The sequence below is a fragment of the Roseiflexus castenholzii DSM 13941 genome (assembly GCF_000017805.1).
Taxonomy (GTDB): Bacteria; Chloroflexota; Chloroflexia; order Chloroflexales; family Roseiflexaceae; genus Roseiflexus; species Roseiflexus castenholzii.
The window spans coordinates 946,857-964,730 of record NC_009767.1 but is presented as its reverse complement, the minus strand read 5'-3'; the positions used below and the strand labels follow the sequence as shown (position 1 = coordinate 964,730).

The following is a 17,874-nucleotide window of genomic DNA, read 5'->3' as shown; positions in this document are numbered from 1 at the left end:
TTCACGAAAAGAGCGCGCTCAATGAAAGGTCTTTGTGAATGCGCATAATAGCTTCCGCAAACAGCGGCGCAATGCTAATAGCGCGGATACGCGCTTTGCGGCAACCCTCGGGGAGCGGGATGGTATTGGTGACGATCGTTTCGACCAACGCCGATTGCGCAATAATCTCGGTTGCATCGCCGGCGAAGATGCCGTGGGTCGCGCAGGCATACACCGCCAAAGCGCCGCGTTCGCGCAGGACGCGCGCTGCTTCCGCCAGCGTGCCGCCGGTCGAGATCATGTCATCGACAATCACGGCGGTCTTCCCTTCAACGTCGCCGACCATATCGAGCATCTCGGCAACATCGGGTTGTGGGCGCTGCTTGGCAATGATCGCCAGACCAGCGCCGATGCGCTCGCGGAAACTATTGGCGCGCCCTACGCCGCCAGCATCGGGCGAAACGACCACCAGACGCGGCAGGTTCATCTCACGAACATGTTCGGCAAGAATGGGACCCGCCTGCAAATGATCGACCGGGATATCGAAGAATCCCTCGATTGCAGGGGCGTGCAGGTCCATCGTCAACACCCGATCGGCGCCGGCGGTGCGGATCAGGTTGGCGACCAGTTTTGCCGAGATTGGTTCGCGACCGGTGGTTTTCTTCTCCTGCTTGGCATACCCATAGTAGGGAATGACTGCCGTGACCCGCGCCGCCGATGCGCGCCGTAAGGCGTCAATCAAGAGCAACAATTCCATCAGGTTATGATTGACCGGCGTACACGTCGGTTGAACCACGAATACATCGGAACCGCGCACATTTTCCTCGACCTTGACCCGCGTTTCGCCGTTTTTGAATGTGCCGACCATGGCGCGACCAAGGTTGATGTTCAGATGCGACGCAATCTCCTGCGCCAGGGACCGGTTGGCATTGCCGCTAAAGATTTGAAGACGACCTTCCATAGAAGTTACGCCTGATAGACTTCGTCAACTGCATGCTGCGCGCCGCGCAGATGGGCAAACGGACCGATGACGGCATGCGCCGGTATCACGACCCCTTCGGCGAGCGTGTAGCGCACATGCGCGTCATCAGCAACAATCGTATCAATCAGTGATGTGTGCGGACCAATGGTGCAGCGGGCGCCCACGCGGGTCGCGCCACGCAACATCGTTCCCGGCAACAGGGTCGTATCCTGCCCGACAACGACATCGACATCCACATAGGTTGCGGCAGGGTCAACAACCGTCACCCCGCTGCGCATGAGCGCATCGAGCAGGCGCAGACGCAAAACGTGCTCTGCCTGCGCCAGTTGCACCCGATCATTGACGCCAAGCGTCTCTGACGGATCGTCAGCGCGGAGCGCCTGCACTGCGCCGATGCCGTGATCGGCAATCGCCAGCGCAACCAGATCCGTCAGGTAGTATTCGCCTTTGACAGGACTGCGCTGGATACGGTCGAGCGCGGGCCACATCCAGGCGGCATCGAAGCACAGGATGCCACTGTTGACCTCAGTCACGGCGCGTTGGGTATCGGTTGCGTCACGCTCTTCAACAATCGCGGTCACATTCCCCTCTGCATCACGGATGACCCGACCATAGCCGGTTGGCGGGTCTGCCGTAAAGCTGAGCAGTGCTACCAGAGCATTCTGTTCGCGGCGCAACGCCACGAGGCGTTGTAGCGTGGCGCTGCGGATCAGTGGCGCATCACCAACCAGCACCAGCGCATCGTCGCACTGATTAACCATGATCGAACGCGCCTGAAGGGTTGCATGCCCGGTGCCAAGACGTTCAGATTGGACCACGTATCGATACGTGTCGCCAAAACGCGCGCGGACTGTGTCGAGCGCATCAGAAGCGAGCACAATCGTGCCGATTGCCGGTTGCAACGCATCCACCGCCGCGAGAATATGACCGATCAGCGGCCGCCCGCAGAGCGGATGCAATACCTTCGGCAGCGCCGACCGCATACGAGTGCCTTCACCGGCGGCAAGAACAACAACTCCCAATCGCACTGTCGTGAAGAAGGGGATCATCAGAGCGACCTGCCCCGTGATCCCCTGCGCTCGTCCACACCGCTCTGGCTGCCGGGCCAGGATTCGAACCTGGACAAACGGATCCAAAGTCCGCTGTGCTGCCATTACACAACCCGGCATCGTCACCATATACATTATAGCATACGCGATGCGGATTCCTGACAGGTGCGAGGTAAGAGACGAGAGGCAAGAGAGTGCAAAGGGAAGAAGAGACCATGCCCAACGAGGAATATTCCTGGGTGCGAGGTAAGAGACGAGAGGCAAGAGAGTGCAAAGGGAAAGGTTGTTGAAGGTAGTCGTTCAATGTTGCACGTTGCGCGTGGGACGGTGACCGGTAGGGGCGCGCCGCTGGCGCACCCCTGTAGAGTGCACGGCGTCCGTGGGATGGTGGCAGGTGAAAGGTGCGAAGGTTGAACGTGCGAAGGTTGAAGGTTGAAGGTGGCATTGCCCCTTCGTGCTGTTCGTGACCTTGGTGGATAGCAGCGGTGCGAGGGGCGGAGCAGGTGCGAAGGTGGAAGGTGCGAAGGTGAATCCCCACTGCCCACTGCCTGCTCCCTACTCCCTACTCCCCCCTCCCTACTCCCCCCTCCCTACCCCCTGCAACCGCGCCGCGCGCAGAACGTTTCGCAGCAGCATGATGTTGGTCACCGGTCCTGTACCGCCGGGAACCGGTGTGATGGCGGAAGCGATCTCGGCGACGCCGGCAAAGTCCACATCGCCGACAACCTTTCCATCGCCGAGGACGTTGACGCCGAAATCGACAACCACAGCACCGGGGCGGACCATATCGGCAGTAATCAACCCCGGCTTACCGGTCGCTGCCACAACAATGTCGGCTTCACGCACAACGGATGCCAGGTCTTTCGTGCGCGAATGAGCAATAGTAACGGTTGCATGCTCCTGGAGCAGCAGCAGCGCCATTGGCTTACCGACGACGACGCTGCGCCCAACGACAGTTGCGCGCTGTCCCTTGATCAGAATATGATTGCGTAGCAGCAGTTCCATGCCGCCAGCCGGAGTATTAGGAACCATTGTCGGTTGTCCCATCGCAAGTAGACCGGCATTGTACGGATGCACACCATCGACATCCTTGTGTGGATCGATCTGCGCGATCGCACGATTGCTATCGAACCCGGGCGGCAACGGCAGATGCAGCAGAATACCGTTGACGGCGCGGTCGAAACTGAGGGCATGCAGCGTTTCTTCGAGAGCCGCCTGCGTGGTATCAGGCGGCAGGGTGTGATCGTAGAAGACAATGCCAATATCCTCGCACCCTTTGCGGATTGTGCGCGTGTAACGTTCGGATGCGGGATCGCCTGCTATCTTGACAACGGCAAGCGACGGTGTGACGCCGGTTGTCTGCACAAACGCCTGAATATCGGCGCGCAGCTCTTCGCGCAACGTTTTTGCCAGCGCGCGCCCATCGAGTATCATAGCGGTCATCGATCTGTCTCCCCGCTCACGTGCTTCGATCAGAGCGTATTATATGCCAGGCGTGAGGCGTGAGGGGCAAGGCGCCCGACCATGGCGTCGCGCGAGATTTATCTCGCAACGAGGCGCCAGGCGCCCGACCATGGCGTCGCGCGAGATTTATCTCGCAACGAGGCGCCAGGCGTGAGACGCCCGACAACGGCGTCGCGCGAGATTTATCTCGCAACGAGGCAACAGGCGCCCGACCATGGCGTAGCGCGAGATTTATCTCGCAACGAGGCAACAGGCGTGAGACGCGAGGCGCCCGACCATGGCGTCGCGCGAGATTTATCTCGCAACGAGGCGCCAGGCGTGAGACGCCCGACAACGGCGTCGCGCGAGATTTATCTCGCAACGAGGCAACAGGCGCCCGACCATGGCGTAGCGCGAGATTTATCTCGCAACGAGGCGCCAGGCGTGAGACGCGAGGCGCCCGACCATGGCGTCGCGCGAGATTTATCTCGCAACGAGGCGCGAGGCGTGAGGCGCGAGGCGCCAGGCAAGAGGCGTGAGGCGCCCGACCATGGCGTAGCGCGAGATTTATCTCGCAACGAGGCGCCAGGCGTGAGACGCGAGGCGCCCGACCATGGCGTCGCGCGAGATTTATCTCGCAACGAGGCACCAGGCGTGAGACGCGAGGCGCCCGACAACGGCGTCGCGCGAGATTTATCTCGCAACGAGGCAACAGGCGCCCGACCATGGCGTCGCGCGAGATTTATCTCGCAACGAGGCAACAGGCGCCCGACCATGGCGTAGCGCGAGATTTATCTCGCATTTGTGGAGATGTGAGAGGCGCCAGGCGTGAGGCGTGAGGCGTGAAAAGGATATAGGCATCACAGGATGAAGAAAGAAGGAAACCACAACCATGCCCTCCAAACCAATCGATCTTCGGAGCGACACGGTAACATTGCCCACCCCGGCGATGCGCACGGCAATGGCGCGCGCCGAAGTGGGTGATGACGTGTATGGCGAAGACCCGACGATCAACCGACTGGAAGAATTCGCGGCGCAGCGCGTCGGCAAAGCGGCAGCGATGTTCGTCCCCAGCGGCACGATGGGGAATCTCTGCGCACTGCTGGCACACTGCCAGCGTGGAGATGAAGTGATTGTCGGTGACGCATCACACATCTACAACTATGAGGCAGGAGGAGCCTCGGTAGTGGGAGGTGTGGCATTCCATGTCCTCCCCAATCAGCCCGATGGAACCATCGCGCTTGATCACCTGCGCGCAGCCGTGCGCTGGCTCGACGACCCGCATTGCGCCGAGACGCGGCTGATCTGCCTGGAAAATACGCACAACAGTTGTGGCGGCGTGGCGCTATCGCCGGAATACCTGGCATCCGTCGCAGCATTCGCCCGCGAACGCGGTCTGCTGGTGCATCTCGACGGAGCACGTATGTTCAACGCTGCAATAGCGCTCAGCGTAGATGTTACCGAACTGACACGCCATGTGGATAGCGTCATGTTCTGCCTGTCGAAAGGTCTGGCGGCGCCGGTAGGGTCAGTCGTTTGCGGCGATGAAGCCTTCATCCGGCGCGCCCGACGCGCGCGCAAGGTCCTGGGTGGCAGCATGCGCCAGGCAGGTGTGATTGCCGCAGCAGGCATCGTCGCGCTGGAAACGATGGTAGACCGGCTGGAGGAGGATCACGCGAATGCGCGGATGCTTGCGGAGGGTCTGGCAGGTTTCCCTCAGATTGTGATCGAGCCTGAGCGCGTGCAGACCAACATCGTCATCTTTACCCTGCGCGATGGCATATCCGCCGAGGAATTCGTCGTGCGCCTGCGCGAGCGTGGCGTCCTGATGGGAGATATGGGAGGCGGGCGGGTCCGCGCTGTTACCCACTATGGTATCGATGCCGGGGATATTACCGAAACGCTTGCGGTGGCGGAAGAGGTATTGAGGGCGGGATCAGGAGTCAGGGATCAGGGGTTTCCATTGCATTAACCGTTCTGGAGCGCCAGAATATTTCAACACCTCTCTAGCAACGCCAAAGAGGGGGCATGGGGTGAAAAGAAAAAGGCTTCGAGACCCCGAAAACGCCCCTCGCACCCACAAAACGCTCCACCCGAGAGCCGCGCTCACCGCACCACGAGCGACAGGTAGATGAACGCCGGAGTTCCACAATACGCATACGCCCCCATATCAACGGCGTCACCAGTGATGCGCGGCTGACCATCGAGGTCAGCCGCAACCCTTGAGACCATAAATGCGCTTGCCACGGTTCATTGCGGGCGATCTCACATACAGGCGCAGATTGCTGGCGCTGCCACACTCCTGCACATTGCAGTGCGCGATCGTTGGTGTACTGTGTTCCACGACCCCACGAGCGACCTTCGCACCTTCAATCTGTCTCCTCTTCCAATCCTTCAATCGCCACTGCCAGACCGACTGTGCCCCACAACAGCGCGCTCATGTGGCTGAACTCGATATTGAAGAAATAGTGATCGAGCAAACCCACCGCCAATGCCGCCGCCAGCGCCGCCTGGAGCGCCACCAGCCACGCAGCGCGCTCTTCATCGCCTGAGCGTGCCGCAGCGCGCAGCACACTCCAGTTGCGCGCGAAAAACCAGGCTATGATGCTCAGGAACGCTGTCAGACCGACCAGACCGGTGCGTTGTGCAATCGCCAGGTAGATGCTCGACACTCCCGCCACCAGATCGATCTCCGGCGCCTGACCAAAACCAATGCCGAATACCGGATATGCCTGAATGATCGCAATTGCGTTTTGGTACTCCGCCAGGCGCATCTGGTTCGCCCGGTCGCGGAACTGCACCCCCTCAACCACGCGCTCAACGAAACGTTCCCCGACGCCAAGCCCGATGAAGAGCGCGGCAGCCAGCGCTCCAACCGCCAGGATGACCCACCAGAGCCGCCGATAGCGCAGTGTCGCCACATACATCGCCGCAACGATCATGCCGCCAAGCGCTGCGCGCGAGTAGGTCAGGAACAACGCCAGCAGGATTGCGCCGGTAGCGATCAGCAACAACCGTCGCGGCAGCGCCGGACGTTCGCTCACCGCCTGAGTCGCTGCCAGGGCGCCGATCAATGCCAGCATCCCGCCAAAACTGTTGGGATCAACCGAGAGACCGATGGCGCGCATCAAGCCGTTGGGATCATCCTCAACATACCGCAGCACACGCCCTTCGGTCGGATAGCCGATACGCCCAAACGATACCAGAATCTGAAGCGCCAGTTGATCGGGAATAACGTACAGAACCAGGGCTATCAATGCGGACAGCGCAGCACCGATGATCAGAAAACGGATGACCCAGCGCACCGTCTCACGGTCGCGCACACAATTAACAACGCTGAAGAAGAAGAGCGTCGCCATCACAAATTTGACATAGTTGTGGATCAGCGAGGGTTCAGGACTGGCATTGGAACCGAGTAGAAAGGCAAACAGCGTAATCCCCAAAAAACCGATGATCGCCAAACCAATCGGCGTGACGATCAGGCGCTCGTCGCGGCGCACCAGCAACCGTAGCGACCAGACCCCCATAAGCGCCGCCAGCGCCAGTGTCAGGAGCGTCGGGGTCACTACAGCGCGAAAGGGCAATGTGGCAAACGGAATGATGGTGGCAATGCCGATCACCACCGCCAGTCCGACGCGGGTGTCGATCAGCAGCGCATAGACGCCCATGAGCGCCGCCAGCGCCGCAAAACCCAGCCAGAACGGACCGAACGCCACTCCAGCGCCGCCAATCACACCGAGCAGCACCGCCGCCAGCGCCGCTATCAGCGGGCTGCGTCCCAGCGTTATCGCCAGGTCATCACGGGGAGAATGTGATAAAAGACTCATTGGATTGTGTTTGTCGAAGATGCCTGCATTGAGGCGTTCATCTCCGGGTACGCGGACGCCCGCCAGATCTCGTTGTGTTCAGCATAACGGTCAATCTCGACTTCTGGTTCGCTCAGGCAACGCCGTTCGCTCCACGACCGTTGGCACAACAGCGCCAGAACTGTACCGCATATTTGGCGGACCGGCAAGCGTCACACCTTTTTCATATCGGAATGCTCAATAATTAACAAACGAGTTATGCCTTTATGATACTATATGAGCGTACAAGCCACCTTGCGCCCCTTGCAAGAATGAGCGGTTTCTATCGAAACTTCACACTGCCCATCCGGGCATCTGCGCAGAAACGACGCACCCTATCCGGTCGTTTTTGGAGTGCGCAACGTTTGCCTCTCCTGAGTTCAAAAAGCAGATCGCCATCAGAACGCCATCGTCCACACGTGTTCACCGATCAGCGACAATACCATCTCTGGAACACCAAGCAGCAAACGTCATGGACACAAAGCGCCATCCTTTCCCCTGGCAGGCATCTGTTCTGCTGATCTTCGCCGGTGCGCCGCTCATTGCGGGAACCATCAGTTTCATCAGTGCGCTCAACCTCCTTGGGCAGCCATCGATCGGCATTCTGCCGTTGTGGCAGGGTGCGATCAGGTGCAACGCCGTGTCGCCGATTACGCCGCCGTCCTGGCCCGGCATGGCAAGCGGCGCGTTGCAAACCGGGGATTGCATCGAGATGATCAATGACGTTTCAGCACTTACGTGGCCATATAGGGAGTTGGAGCGCTATGCCGATAGTCACAACCAGAGCAATCTGGTCGATCTCATCATTCGTCGCGGCGGCGAGCCGCTGATAGTTCGAGTGCCGGTGCTGCGGTTGACGTGGCTCCACGTGCTTCAGTTGCAGGCGGGAATCATCCCGATCATTCTGGTTGTCTGGACGCTGGCGCTCGTCGTACTGCTGGCGCAACCGCACACCGAGGCGAACCGGGTGTTCGCCGCACTGTTCCTGGTGCTGGCGCTGGCGATTGCCGGGCTGTTTCACGGGTTGAACGATGCAGAGGGACGGTATTACACTGCCTTCACTATTGTGAGCAGTATGGCGTGGATTGGACCGCTGCTGCATCATCTGGCGCTGCTGACGCCGCGACCACTCCCGCGATTTGCATTTTTGCGCTTCGCGCTCCATCCCATTGGTCTGGCAGCAATGACCCTGCATCTTGACAGCATGCTCGAATTTGTGCCACTCCTTCAGCCATGGCGCGGTTCCGCGCCCGGAGTCGCCAGTGCGATCAACGGCGTCACAATGCTGATCGGGCTGGCAGCGTTTCTGGGACGGGTAGGGTTCTGGGCATGGCGCGGCGACCGCTCAATTGCCGATCAGATGTGGGTGTTGTTGATGTCGTGGGGACTCGGCGCAGGACCGCTGACCCTGGCAAGCGCGTATTATCTACTGACATACCGCGCGCCCTTGTGGACTTCGCTTCAGCCATTCCTCTTTTGTCTGCTCATCCTCTGCACCGGCACAGCCTATGCAATGCTGCGCTACCAGAGTTTCGCGTATCGCGGGCGCGTTCTGAACGTCCTGGCGATGATCTACCTGAGCGCTGCCATCGCGTGCGTTGTGATGGTTATTGTTCTGATCGGCATCTTCCGCACACCGGTTGACGGCTTGCTGTTTATGGCGCTCTGGAGCGCAACATTCGCAACCACTCTCTTCTGGCACACCGACAGTCCGTTTCGTCGTCTGTATCGACGCTTTTTCCTGCGGCACCAGCATCACTACCAGGCAACGCTCGACTTTGCGACGCGCATGAACCAGACATCTGACCTCGATGCCTTGGTGCAACAGGGCGCTACACTGATACGCCAGGCGGTGATGTCGGATTGGGTTGCGGTACGCCACGCGCTTGCGTCGGATCGGATATGGCTGGCGACCGCGACGATCATCGAGATACGCCAGGCGAATCCGCCGCATGCCGATACAACGTGCCTTCCTGAAACGCCTGCGGTCATCTGTCAACTCGCCAGCGAAGGAGAACTGCTGGGAACCCTGTATGTCGGAGCGCGTCACGTACCGGAACCGCTCGATGAAGAAGATGAACGTCTGATCGGCCTGCTGGCAACCATGCTGGCACATGCCATGCATATTCGCGCACAAATTCAACGTCTCTCAGAAGTGCCGGCATTGATGATTGCGGCGCAGGAACAGGAACGTGAGCGCATTGCGCAGGAGATTCACGACGGCGTCCTGCCAGTGTTAGGCGCTCTTCCGTTTGGGCTGACACAGATCGAACAGAGCGTGCAGACAGGCGCTCCCGCAGATACCATCATCTCGATATGCGAAGCATACCGGGAGCGCGCTGTCAGAACGACCAGGGAACTGCGCAGTATTCTGCGCCATCTGCAACCGCCGATTGTTGGCGGAACGCACCTGGGTCTTTCTATCCAGGCGTTTACGCAGGAAATCTGCAATCTCTACCAGGTTCAGGCGACGATCCATGGCGCCACGGTGGTCTATCCGCTAGACGAATTCACCTCGCGCCATGCCTACCGGATCATCCAGCAGGCGATTGTCAACGCGCTGCAACATGCGCGCCCGGATCGATTGGATGTGTCTATCGAGGCAGAGCAGCATGGATGGACGTGCCGCGTCTCAGACAACGGGCATGGCTTCGATCCCCAACAGTCATCGCAGACAAACGGTTTCGGCATCTTCTCGATGCGCGAGCGAGCGCGGATCATTGGCGCCACGCTGACCATCGAATCACAGCCGGGGCAGGGAACAACCGTGACCCTGCGGGTGAAGGGCAAAAAGAGAGAGGGCAGAAAGGAGAGCGGCGCGTTGAACATTGAAGGTGGGCAGAGCACGCCGTTGCGCTACAGCAGCGAAGCATTGCGCGTTGAAAATGAAAGCACAAGGATCGCCTCATGATGCCCTGAGCCTCCGCCGGGCATAGGGAACGTTTTTCACAGCGAAAACAACGAGTATAATACTCCTGCTCGAGAACGTTTGGCGGGAGCGGAGCAGTGGCAAACGAAGAATTGCGCCTGGTCGCGGCTGCACAGCGTGGCGATGTCGAAAGCTTCAACGCACTGGTGCGGCTCTACGAAGGGCGCGTCTACAACCTGTGCTATCGACTGCTTGGCGATGCCGACAGCGCGGCGGACGCCACCCAGGATGCGTTTCTGTCGGCGTACCGCCATCTGGATGCCTTTCGCGGCGGGTCCTTTCGTTCGTGGGTGTTTCGGATTGCCACCAACGTCTGTTATGATGCGCTGCGAGCGCGCCAGCGTCGCCCGGTCGTTTCACTCGACGCGGCTGGCGAGACCTCCGCTGAAGAACCATCATCGTTTCAGATTGCCGATACATCGGAGACACCCGACGAATTTGCGCTGCGTCGCGAACTGGCACGCGCCATCGAAGCCGGACTGACGCAACTGCCGGTCGATCAGCGCCTGGTCGTCGTGCTCTGCGATCTGCAAGGGCTGACGTATGAGGAAATCGCCGAGGTAACCGGCGCCAACCTGGGAACGATCAAGTCGCGCCTGAGTCGCGGGCGCGCTCGCCTTCGTGACGTGCTGCGCCAGGAGGAACTTCTCCCGTTGCGATTTCGTCATGAAGGGGAAGAGTGACGGATGGCGCGGCGAATGGGTGCATGTCGGATTGACTGCACCGACGAACAGATACGATGACGACGCAACCACAACTGAGCGAGCATGATCTGGAGATCCTTTCTGCCTATATCGACGGGCAGGTAAGCGCCGATGAGCGCCGTGCTCTTGAGCGCCGGCTCCAGGAAGATGCGGCGCTGCGCCTGGCATATGAAGAGATGCGCGCAACCGTGCAGGCGCTGCGCGACCTGGAGCCGCTGCGTCCGCCCCGCTCGTTTACCCTTGATCCTGCCAGGATTGCTGCACAGCGACCACCCGCCGCGCGCCTGGGTTGGGGACGACTGCTCCAGGTTGCCGGTGTCTTTGCAGGGGTGCTGATCGTCGCAATTGGGGTGCTCAACGTGCTTGGGTCAATGAGAGCGGGCGCTCCGTCGATGGCGGTTCAGCCAACTGCTCCCGCCGCTGCACCATTCGCTGTTGCGCCGACCGAACCGCCCACGACCGCCGCAGAAGTGCGCGAAAGCATCCCGGGATCTACGGTGACAGCGCCGATCCCACACGGTGGCGCCGCAGCGCCGGCCGCGCTCGATAACGGCGCGGAAGCGGGCACGCCACAGGCGCTGACGACGATCAGAGCAACGCCTGAACTCGCCATGCAGCCAGAAGTCGCGCCACAGCCGACGATCGCGCCACCCGCGATTTCGTCTCCGGGAACGGTCGATCTGGCGCAACCGACGCCACTTGCAGAGCCATCGACACCCGCCGGCGCTCCTGATCCAACGCTCCTGCTGGTCGTGGCCGTCATCGTGGTGCTGGCAGGCGGTGTCTGGCTCTGGCGAAGGTCCAGGGGTTAGGAGTTGAGGATTTGTATCTCTGAGGTTCCGTGTGTCAGAAGCAGGAAGCCAGGCGACCGGCAAGCAAAACGCAATTCCAACCCGCCGGCGCGCCTGGATGCGTCCGGTGCTGGTTGCTGCCATCGCCATTACGCTGAATATCATCGCCTACCTCACGATTCCGCCGGATCTGGCTTACCGTCTGGGAGCGTTTGGTTATCTTGGAGTCTTTTTGATCACGCTGATCTCCAACGCCACCATTGTGATCCCAATTCCTTATTTCGGTCTGGTTGCGGCGCTTTCCCCTGGCTTGAGCATGGTCGGGGTTGGCATTGCAGGCGCGCTCGGTTCGGTGATTGGCGAGTCGGTCGGATTTTTCGTGGGACGGTCGGGGCGCGGCGTGGTGGAACAGACGCGGTTCTACCGTTGGGTGCAACGGCAACTCGAACATCCCTGGCGCGCATTCTTCGTGCTGTTTGCGCTCTCGGCGCCGCCCAACCCTGCGTTCGATGTGGCAGGAATCACGGCAGGAGCCATGGGGCTGCCGTACTGGATCTTCCTCATCGCCGTCTTTCTGGCGCGACTCGTGCGCTTTGGCATGATCGCGCTCTTCGGCGGAGCGACATAGAACCTCACGCGCCGATGGCGCGTTCTCGTGAATGCATAAGCGCTGCAATACAACGGTTAAATGCGATCAGATCGAATGGCTTTTCGATGATCGGCACACCCGCATTCGCCAACATTTCATAGATACTGCGCGGCGGCGGCGCACCGCAGACCAGCAACACCGGGATGTGCGCCGTGTGGTTCGAGGTGCGCAGTTCATCAATCCATACGTAGCCTCTGGTATTGTGAAACGACCAGTCGAAGACGATCAGGTTCGGTTCGAGTTGAGGGAGGAGGCGGTGCGCTTCATCAGGATGACGGGTTACGGTGACGTGGTATCCCTCGATGCTGAGCATCGCCTCAAAGAGTCGTCCCAGATCGTAGTCCTCTTCCACTACCAGAATCCTTCCCTGGCGCACCTCTTTCATCGCACGTCTCCTGTCCGCCCAGATGTTGTCACAACCATCATCATTCATAGCGCCCAACGCTTTGTAGACGGGGAGCAACGAAGGATACATCATCAGGACGACGACGGCGTTGGGCGCTACGTAGAGAAACCGTTCGTGCGCCTCAAGAAGATACGCACAATCGGGATTCATGTGCGACACATCTCACAAGCCGGCGCCGGACGACCTTCCCGCAGCAACGCATCCCTGGCGAAGAATTATACCAATGACCTGTGACCATCCGGCGTGGTCACTGCCAATCCTGATGAGATTGCGCGCCGGCTAGCCGGCTTATACCAATGACCTGTGACCATCCGGCATGGTCACCCCGAGCAGCGCGCGGGGTCGTGCGCGACCCGCGCCGATTCCTCGCTGCGTTTACCCTGAGCGAAGCGAAGGGCTCGGAATGACCAGCATGCGGTATCTTCAATCGTCATTGGTATTAGAGGACGGGCATCCCTCTCACCCCTTGCTCTCACCGCTAGACGACTCAACCCTCCAGGTTCTGGACAGGCTCTTAGAGAACGTTAATACGCGACCAACGTTCCTCCAATCATCATCACCTATAATTTTGCGTTCGAAAACTGCCCTTCGTCTCGTTCGAGGCAGTGCTACGTACCTTGCTCAGGATAAGGAGACCGATGATGCGAGCATTACGCCTGATGATCGTCTTCATCACACTTGTTGTCCTGACGGTGAGCGCCGCCGCTCCTGTGCAGGCGCAGGAACAGGATCCGCAGCAGACTCCCCGTGATCTCTTTCTATTTACCCGTTATCCGGTTCAGGAAGCCATCATCGGCGACCCGACAACCATCCGGTTGACGCTGGGAACCGATACCACGCCGCAGATTGTGCGTCTTACCACGCGCAATGCTCCCGACGGCTGGAACGTCAGTTTCCGCGGCGATGGCAAAGTTATTCAGGCGGTCTACGTCTATCCGAAAAACGAGGCATCGGTCGATTTCCGTGTCGAGCCGCCGAAGGATGTGGCGGCAGGAACGTATCGGCTCACTATCGTCGCCAGCGGTGAAACGCGCGAGGTGACGCTGCCGATTGAGTTGATACTTAAGGATAAAGAAACGTCGTCCACAGGGCTTACCCTCGATGTCGATCTACCCCGACTCCGTGGAACGTCCGGCACGACGTTCCGGTACAACATAACCGTGAAGAACGAAAGCGACCGGGAGACGCCGGTCAGTCTGATAGCAGAAGCGCCGCGTGGGTTCCAGATTGATTTCCGGTTTGGCGGTCAAAGTATCACAAGCATTCCGTTTGGTCCGAACGAGTCGAAGAGTCTGAGCCTCGAGGTGCGACCACTCCCCGATATACCGGCTGGCTCGTATGAAATCCCCGTACTGGTGCAGGGTGGCGAGTATCGCGCTACGACAACCCTTGTCGCCGAACTGACCGGTCAGCCGCAACTGGTGCTCACCACGCCCGATGGGCGCCTCTCCGGCGAAGCGCGCATTGGCGAGAAGACAGCCATTAAGTTGGTTGTGCGCAATACCGGCAGCGCGCCGGCCCGCAACATCCAATTGAGCGCATCACCACCCATTGGATGGACGGTCGAGTTTGAGCCGCAAACCATTTCCGAACTGGCAAATAACCAGACCGTTGAGGTCACGGCAAATATTCAACCCTCGAACCAGGCAATCGCCGGCGACTACGTGGTGAACTTGACCGCGCGGACTGATGAGGGCGCCTCCGACTCGGCAGAATTCCGGGTGACCGTGCTGACATCCACGCTCTGGGGGTTGGTCGGTGTTGCCCTGATTGCGATTGCCGTCGTTGGCGTCGGTATGGCGGTGATGCGCTTCGGACGCCGTTGAGCAGGAGGGCGCAATGGACGAGACAGTTGTCGAGTGTCGTGACCTGACCAAACAGTACGAATCGCTGGTCGCCGTTGATCGTCTGAACCTGACGGTGCGCAAGGGTGAGATTTTCGGGCTGCTGGGTCCGAACGGCGCCGGTAAGACGACGACCATCCTGATGTTGCTCGGATTGACCGAGCCGACATCCGGCAGCGTGCGCGTGCTGGGGCTTGACCCGGCGCGTCAACCGCTCAGTGTCAAGTCGCGTGTCGGCTACCTGCCCGATCAGGTCGGGTTCTACGACGGGCTGACTGCGCGCGAGAACCTGAGTTACATTGCAAAATTGAATGGCATACGCGGCAGGGAGATGCAAGACCGCATTCGCGCAGCACTTGGACAGGTCGGACTGAGCGACGTCGCCGACCGCCGCGTGGGCACATTCTCGCGCGGCATGCGTCAGCGGCTGGGAGTCGCCGAGGTGCTGCTTAAGCGCCCACAGCTGATCATCATGGACGAGCCGACGCTGGCGCTGGACCCTGAGGCAGTGCGCGAATTTCTCGACCTGATCCGTCGCCTCAAAGCGGACGGCATGACAATCATGCTCTCGTCGCACCTACTGCATCAGGTGCAGGCAGTCTGCGACCGGGTCGGATTGTTTCACAAAGGGCGCATGGTCCTCGAAGGAACGGTTGGCGACCTGGCGCAGCACGTGCTTGGCGGCGCCTACCGCATCCATGTCGAGGCAGATGGCGGAACGGCGCTCGACGAAGCGTTGCGCAAGATCCCCGATGTTGTTCAGGTAACGTGCGATGGCGCGCGAACCTATCACATCGAAGCGCGCAGCGACCTGCGCGCCGATATTGCGCGCGCCATCGTCGAGGCAGGGGGGAGATTGCTGGCGCTCAGCGCCGATATGCCCCGTCTCGATGAGATCTACACGCGCTATTTCCAAAAGGAGGCGGCATATGCTACGGCAGCCTGAATCTCTTCCATTGGGACGACAGCGCGAAGGGTCGCCGTGGACCGGTCTATGGGCGGTGGTCGCCAAAGAGATGGCCGACTACCTGACAAGCGCGCGGATGCTGATTCTGGAGGCGCTGATTGTGCTGACCGCCACCGGGACGGTCTACGCAGCATCGCAGAGTCTGCGCGATGGCGCGGGCGGAGATACGTTCCTGTTTCTTCAGTTGTTCACTACCGCGCGCGAGCCGCTACCGGCGTTCGTTGGCTTTCTGGGGCTGCTCGTGCCCTTGCTCGGCATTGCACTGGCATTCGACTCGGTCAACGGCGAGTTCAACCAGCGCACCATCTCGAAAGTGCTGGCGCAACCGATCTATCGGGACGCACTATTGTTTGGGAAGTTCCTGGCCGGGCTTGGCGCCCTTGCGCTCACACTGACCGCCATCTGGCTGCTCATTGTTGGCATGGGCCTGGTGCGGTTGGGGGTGCCGCCGGACGGTGAGGAGGTCGTGCGCAGCCTGTGGTTTCTGCTGGTGACCATCTTTTACGGCGGTGTCTGGCTGGCGCTGGCGATGCTCTTCTCCATCGTCTTTCGCCAACCGGCCACAGCGGCGTTGGCTGCCATCGCCGTCTGGCTCTTTTTCACCGCCTTTTGGGGAATCATCGCCAGCCTGCTGGCAAACCTGTTGCGTCCCGTGCCACCGGGCGATCCGCTGGCATTGATCGATCAGGTGCAACTGGAACTGGCGCTGGCGCGCATTTCGCCCAACACACTCTTTACCGAGGTGGCACTGGCGACGCTCAACCCGACAGTGCGCTCGCTGGGGATCATTCTGCCGATCCAGTTGCACGGCGCCGTGCTGGGAACGCCGCTTCCCGCGACGCAGAGCATGCTGCTCACCTGGCCCCACGCCACCGGGCTGATCGCAGCAACGATTGTCCTGTTTGCGTTGGGATACGTGCTGTTCCAGCGGCAGGAGATTCGCGCGTGAGCATGCGAAACGTACCTCCAGATCGGTTCAGGTCTGCAAAGACTACGGATACAGCCCGCGAATAAGATTGGCGTCTGCAACGCGACGCACTGCCAGGAGGTACGCTGCCAGACGCAGAGAGATGCCGCGCCGATCCGCAAGGTCGCACACCTGCTCGAAGGCGCTGACCATAATCTGTTCCAGACGATGATTGACATCCTGTTCATTCCAGAAGAAGGATTGCAATCCCTGGACCCATTCGAAGTAACTGACCGTCACGCCGCCAGCGTTCGCCAGAATATCGGGAACAACGACGATCCCGCGTTCCTCGAGGATTTCATCCGCCTGCGGGGTTGTCGGACCGTTTGCGCCTTCGACGATGAGCGTTGCACGGATACGTTCGGCATTCTGATCGGTGATCTGATTTTCCAGCGCCGCCGGAACCAGCACATCGCACGGCGTTTCGAGCAACGCGCGGTTATCGATGCGCTCGACCCCGGGAGCGCTGTATCCTTCCAGCAATCGACGCGGATGCTGCGCGGCATACCGGCGCATCTCCGCAATATTGAGTCCATTGCGACACAAATACCCGCCGCTGGCATCCCCAACAGCGATCACCCTGCACCCCAGCGCAGAAATGAGCGATGCAGCCACACCACCGACATTTCCGAACCCTTGCACCACTACCCGCAAATCCTCCAGTCGCCGGCGCTGACGCCGCGCCCATTCGCGCACCATGAGGCTGACGCCGCGCCCTGTCGCCTCATTTCGCCCCAACGAGCCGCCAACCTCAATCGGTTTACCGGTGACGACGGCATTGATCGTGTGCCCTTGCTGCATGGAGAGGGTATCCATGAACCATGCCATAATCTGGGGATTAGTATTAACATCGGGAGCAGGAATATCACGCTCACTACCGACCACAATTGCAACTTCGGTTGCAAAACGGCGGGTCAGGCGTTCGAGTTCACCAGAAGAAAGTTGGGCAGGATCGCAGACGACCCCTCCCTTCGCGCCGCCATACGGGATGTTAACCAGCGCGCACTTCCAGGTCATCCACATGGCAAGAGCGCGCACTTCGTCAATATCGACGCTCGGATGGTAGCGAATGCCGCCTTTGGTTGGTCCACGTCCAAGATTATGTTGCACCCGATACCCGGTAAAGATACGGGTCGAACCATCATCCATCATCACCGGAAAACGCACGGTCAACTCGCGTTGCGGGACGCGCAAGACCTCGCGCACATTATCGGGCAGTTCGAGCAGCGCCGCCGCGCGGTCAAACTGCTCTTGAGCGATCCGAAACGGGTTGTCACGATCAGACCTCATTGTCTGCTCCTTTGATGTGAAAGAAGGAT

At 60.0% G+C, this 17,874-nt stretch carries 14 protein-coding genes and 1 tRNA gene; 8 read left to right on the top strand and 7 right to left on the bottom strand.

Features of this window, described 5'->3' with window-relative positions:
* Window position 1 precedes the first annotated feature (1 nt).
* The 4 genes from RCAS_RS03815 to RCAS_RS03800 form a co-directional block, all read right to left on the bottom strand.
* A complete protein-coding gene (locus RCAS_RS03815; RefSeq protein WP_012119288.1) occupies window positions 2–940 on the bottom strand; it encodes a ribose-phosphate diphosphokinase in 939 nt (312 codons plus the stop codon).
* A gap of 5 nt (window positions 941–945) precedes the next feature.
* Window positions 946–2,010 (bottom strand): bifunctional UDP-N-acetylglucosamine diphosphorylase/glucosamine-1-phosphate N-acetyltransferase GlmU, encoded by a 1,065-nt coding sequence (locus tag RCAS_RS03810; RefSeq protein ID WP_012119287.1) that lies wholly within the window; start codon window positions 2,008–2,010, stop codon window positions 946–948.
* A 45-nt stretch (window positions 2,011–2,055) separates the two neighbouring features.
* A tRNA-Gln gene (locus RCAS_RS03805) sits at window positions 2,056–2,129 on the bottom strand.
* A 457-nt stretch (window positions 2,130–2,586) separates the two neighbouring features.
* Window positions 2,587–3,453, bottom strand: coding sequence for a bifunctional 5,10-methylenetetrahydrofolate dehydrogenase/5,10-methenyltetrahydrofolate cyclohydrolase (locus RCAS_RS03800; protein ID WP_012119286.1), 867 nt, complete (start codon window positions 3,451–3,453; stop codon window positions 2,587–2,589).
* 892 nt (window positions 3,454–4,345) lie between these two features.
* Between RCAS_RS03800 and ltaE the strand changes: the two genes are divergently transcribed.
* Window positions 4,346–5,425 carry a low-specificity L-threonine aldolase gene (gene ltaE / locus RCAS_RS03790; protein ID WP_012119285.1) on the top strand — a complete coding sequence of 360 codons (1,080 nt, stop codon included), beginning with the start codon at window positions 4,346–4,348 and terminating at the stop codon, window positions 5,423–5,425.
* 397 nt (window positions 5,426–5,822) lie between these two features.
* Here the strand turns inward: ltaE and RCAS_RS03785 are convergent, their stop codons facing one another.
* Window positions 5,823–7,280: an O-antigen ligase family protein gene (locus RCAS_RS03785; RefSeq protein ID WP_012119284.1), complete on the bottom strand. Its 1,458-nt coding sequence runs from the start codon at window positions 7,278–7,280 to the stop codon at window positions 5,823–5,825.
* Window positions 7,281–7,770: 490 nt separating this feature from the next.
* On the opposite strand from RCAS_RS03785, the gene RCAS_RS03780 reads away from it, so the two are divergent.
* From RCAS_RS03780 to RCAS_RS03765, 4 genes are all read left to right on the top strand, one after another.
* Window positions 7,771–10,209, top strand: coding sequence for a sensor histidine kinase (locus RCAS_RS03780; RefSeq protein ID WP_012119283.1), 2,439 nt, complete (start codon window positions 7,771–7,773; stop codon window positions 10,207–10,209).
* A gap of 95 nt (window positions 10,210–10,304) precedes the next feature.
* Window positions 10,305–10,910, top strand: coding sequence for an RNA polymerase sigma factor (locus RCAS_RS03775; protein WP_012119282.1), 606 nt, complete (start codon window positions 10,305–10,307; stop codon window positions 10,908–10,910).
* 56 nt (window positions 10,911–10,966) lie between these two features.
* A complete protein-coding gene (locus RCAS_RS03770) occupies window positions 10,967–11,743 on the top strand; it encodes an anti-sigma factor family protein (protein WP_012119281.1) in 777 nt (258 codons plus the stop codon).
* 31 nt (window positions 11,744–11,774) lie between these two features.
* Window positions 11,775–12,350: a VTT domain-containing protein gene (locus RCAS_RS03765; protein ID WP_012119280.1), complete on the top strand. Its 576-nt coding sequence runs from the start codon at window positions 11,775–11,777 to the stop codon at window positions 12,348–12,350.
* Window positions 12,351–12,354: 4 nt separating this feature from the next.
* Here RCAS_RS03765 and RCAS_RS03760 read toward each other — a convergent pair whose 3' ends face one another.
* Window positions 12,355–12,927: a response regulator gene (locus tag RCAS_RS03760; RefSeq protein WP_012119279.1), complete on the bottom strand. Its 573-nt coding sequence runs from the start codon at window positions 12,925–12,927 to the stop codon at window positions 12,355–12,357.
* A gap of 488 nt (window positions 12,928–13,415) precedes the next feature.
* Between RCAS_RS03760 and RCAS_RS03755 the strand changes: the two genes are divergently transcribed.
* The 3 genes from RCAS_RS03755 to RCAS_RS03745 are packed head-to-tail and all read left to right on the top strand — an operon-like array spanning window position 13,416 to window position 16,537.
* Window positions 13,416–14,603, top strand: coding sequence for an NEW3 domain-containing protein (locus RCAS_RS03755; RefSeq protein ID WP_012119278.1), 1,188 nt, complete (start codon window positions 13,416–13,418; stop codon window positions 14,601–14,603).
* Between the two features lie 13 nt (window positions 14,604–14,616).
* Window positions 14,617–15,567 (top strand): ABC transporter ATP-binding protein, encoded by a 951-nt coding sequence (locus RCAS_RS03750; RefSeq protein WP_012119277.1) that lies wholly within the window; start codon window positions 14,617–14,619, stop codon window positions 15,565–15,567.
* A complete protein-coding gene (locus RCAS_RS03745; RefSeq protein ID WP_012119276.1) occupies window positions 15,551–16,537 on the top strand; it encodes an ABC transporter permease in 987 nt (328 codons plus the stop codon). Before RCAS_RS03750 ends, RCAS_RS03745 begins: the two co-directional genes overlap by 17 nt.
* A gap of 42 nt (window positions 16,538–16,579) precedes the next feature.
* On the opposite strand, the gene RCAS_RS03740 is transcribed toward RCAS_RS03745, so the two are convergent.
* Entirely contained in the window at window positions 16,580–17,845 is a 1,266-nt protein-coding gene (locus tag RCAS_RS03740; RefSeq protein ID WP_012119275.1) for a Glu/Leu/Phe/Val family dehydrogenase, read from the bottom strand.
* Window positions 17,846–17,874: the final 29 nt, after the last annotated feature.

Excerpts from the sequence above, each read along its gene's own strand:
- RCAS_RS03815 (WP_012119288.1), bottom strand. The coding sequence starts at position 940 with ATGGAAGGTCGTCTTCAAATCTTTAGCGGCAATGCCAACCGGTCCCTG.
- RCAS_RS03810 (WP_012119287.1), bottom strand. The coding sequence starts at position 2,010 with ATGATCCCCTTCTTCACGACAGTGCGATTGGGAGTTGTTGTTCTTGCC.
- RCAS_RS03800 (WP_012119286.1), bottom strand. The coding sequence starts at position 3,453 with ATGACCGCTATGATACTCGATGGGCGCGCGCTGGCAAAAACGTTGCGC.
- ltaE (WP_012119285.1), top strand. The coding sequence starts at position 4,346 with ATGCCCTCCAAACCAATCGATCTTCGGAGCGACACGGTAACATTGCCC.
- RCAS_RS03785 (WP_012119284.1), bottom strand. The coding sequence starts at position 7,280 with ATGAGTCTTTTATCACATTCTCCCCGTGATGACCTGGCGATAACGCTG.
- RCAS_RS03780 (WP_012119283.1), top strand. The coding sequence starts at position 7,771 with ATGGACACAAAGCGCCATCCTTTCCCCTGGCAGGCATCTGTTCTGCTG.
- RCAS_RS03770 (WP_012119281.1), top strand. The coding sequence starts at position 10,967 with ATGACGACGCAACCACAACTGAGCGAGCATGATCTGGAGATCCTTTCT.
- RCAS_RS03760 (WP_012119279.1), bottom strand. The coding sequence starts at position 12,927 with ATGAATCCCGATTGTGCGTATCTTCTTGAGGCGCACGAACGGTTTCTC.
- RCAS_RS03755 (WP_012119278.1), top strand. The coding sequence starts at position 13,416 with ATGATGCGAGCATTACGCCTGATGATCGTCTTCATCACACTTGTTGTC.
- RCAS_RS03750 (WP_012119277.1), top strand. The coding sequence starts at position 14,617 with ATGGACGAGACAGTTGTCGAGTGTCGTGACCTGACCAAACAGTACGAA.
- RCAS_RS03745 (WP_012119276.1), top strand. The coding sequence starts at position 15,551 with ATGCTACGGCAGCCTGAATCTCTTCCATTGGGACGACAGCGCGAAGGG.
- RCAS_RS03740 (WP_012119275.1), bottom strand. The coding sequence starts at position 17,845 with ATGAGGTCTGATCGTGACAACCCGTTTCGGATCGCTCAAGAGCAGTTT.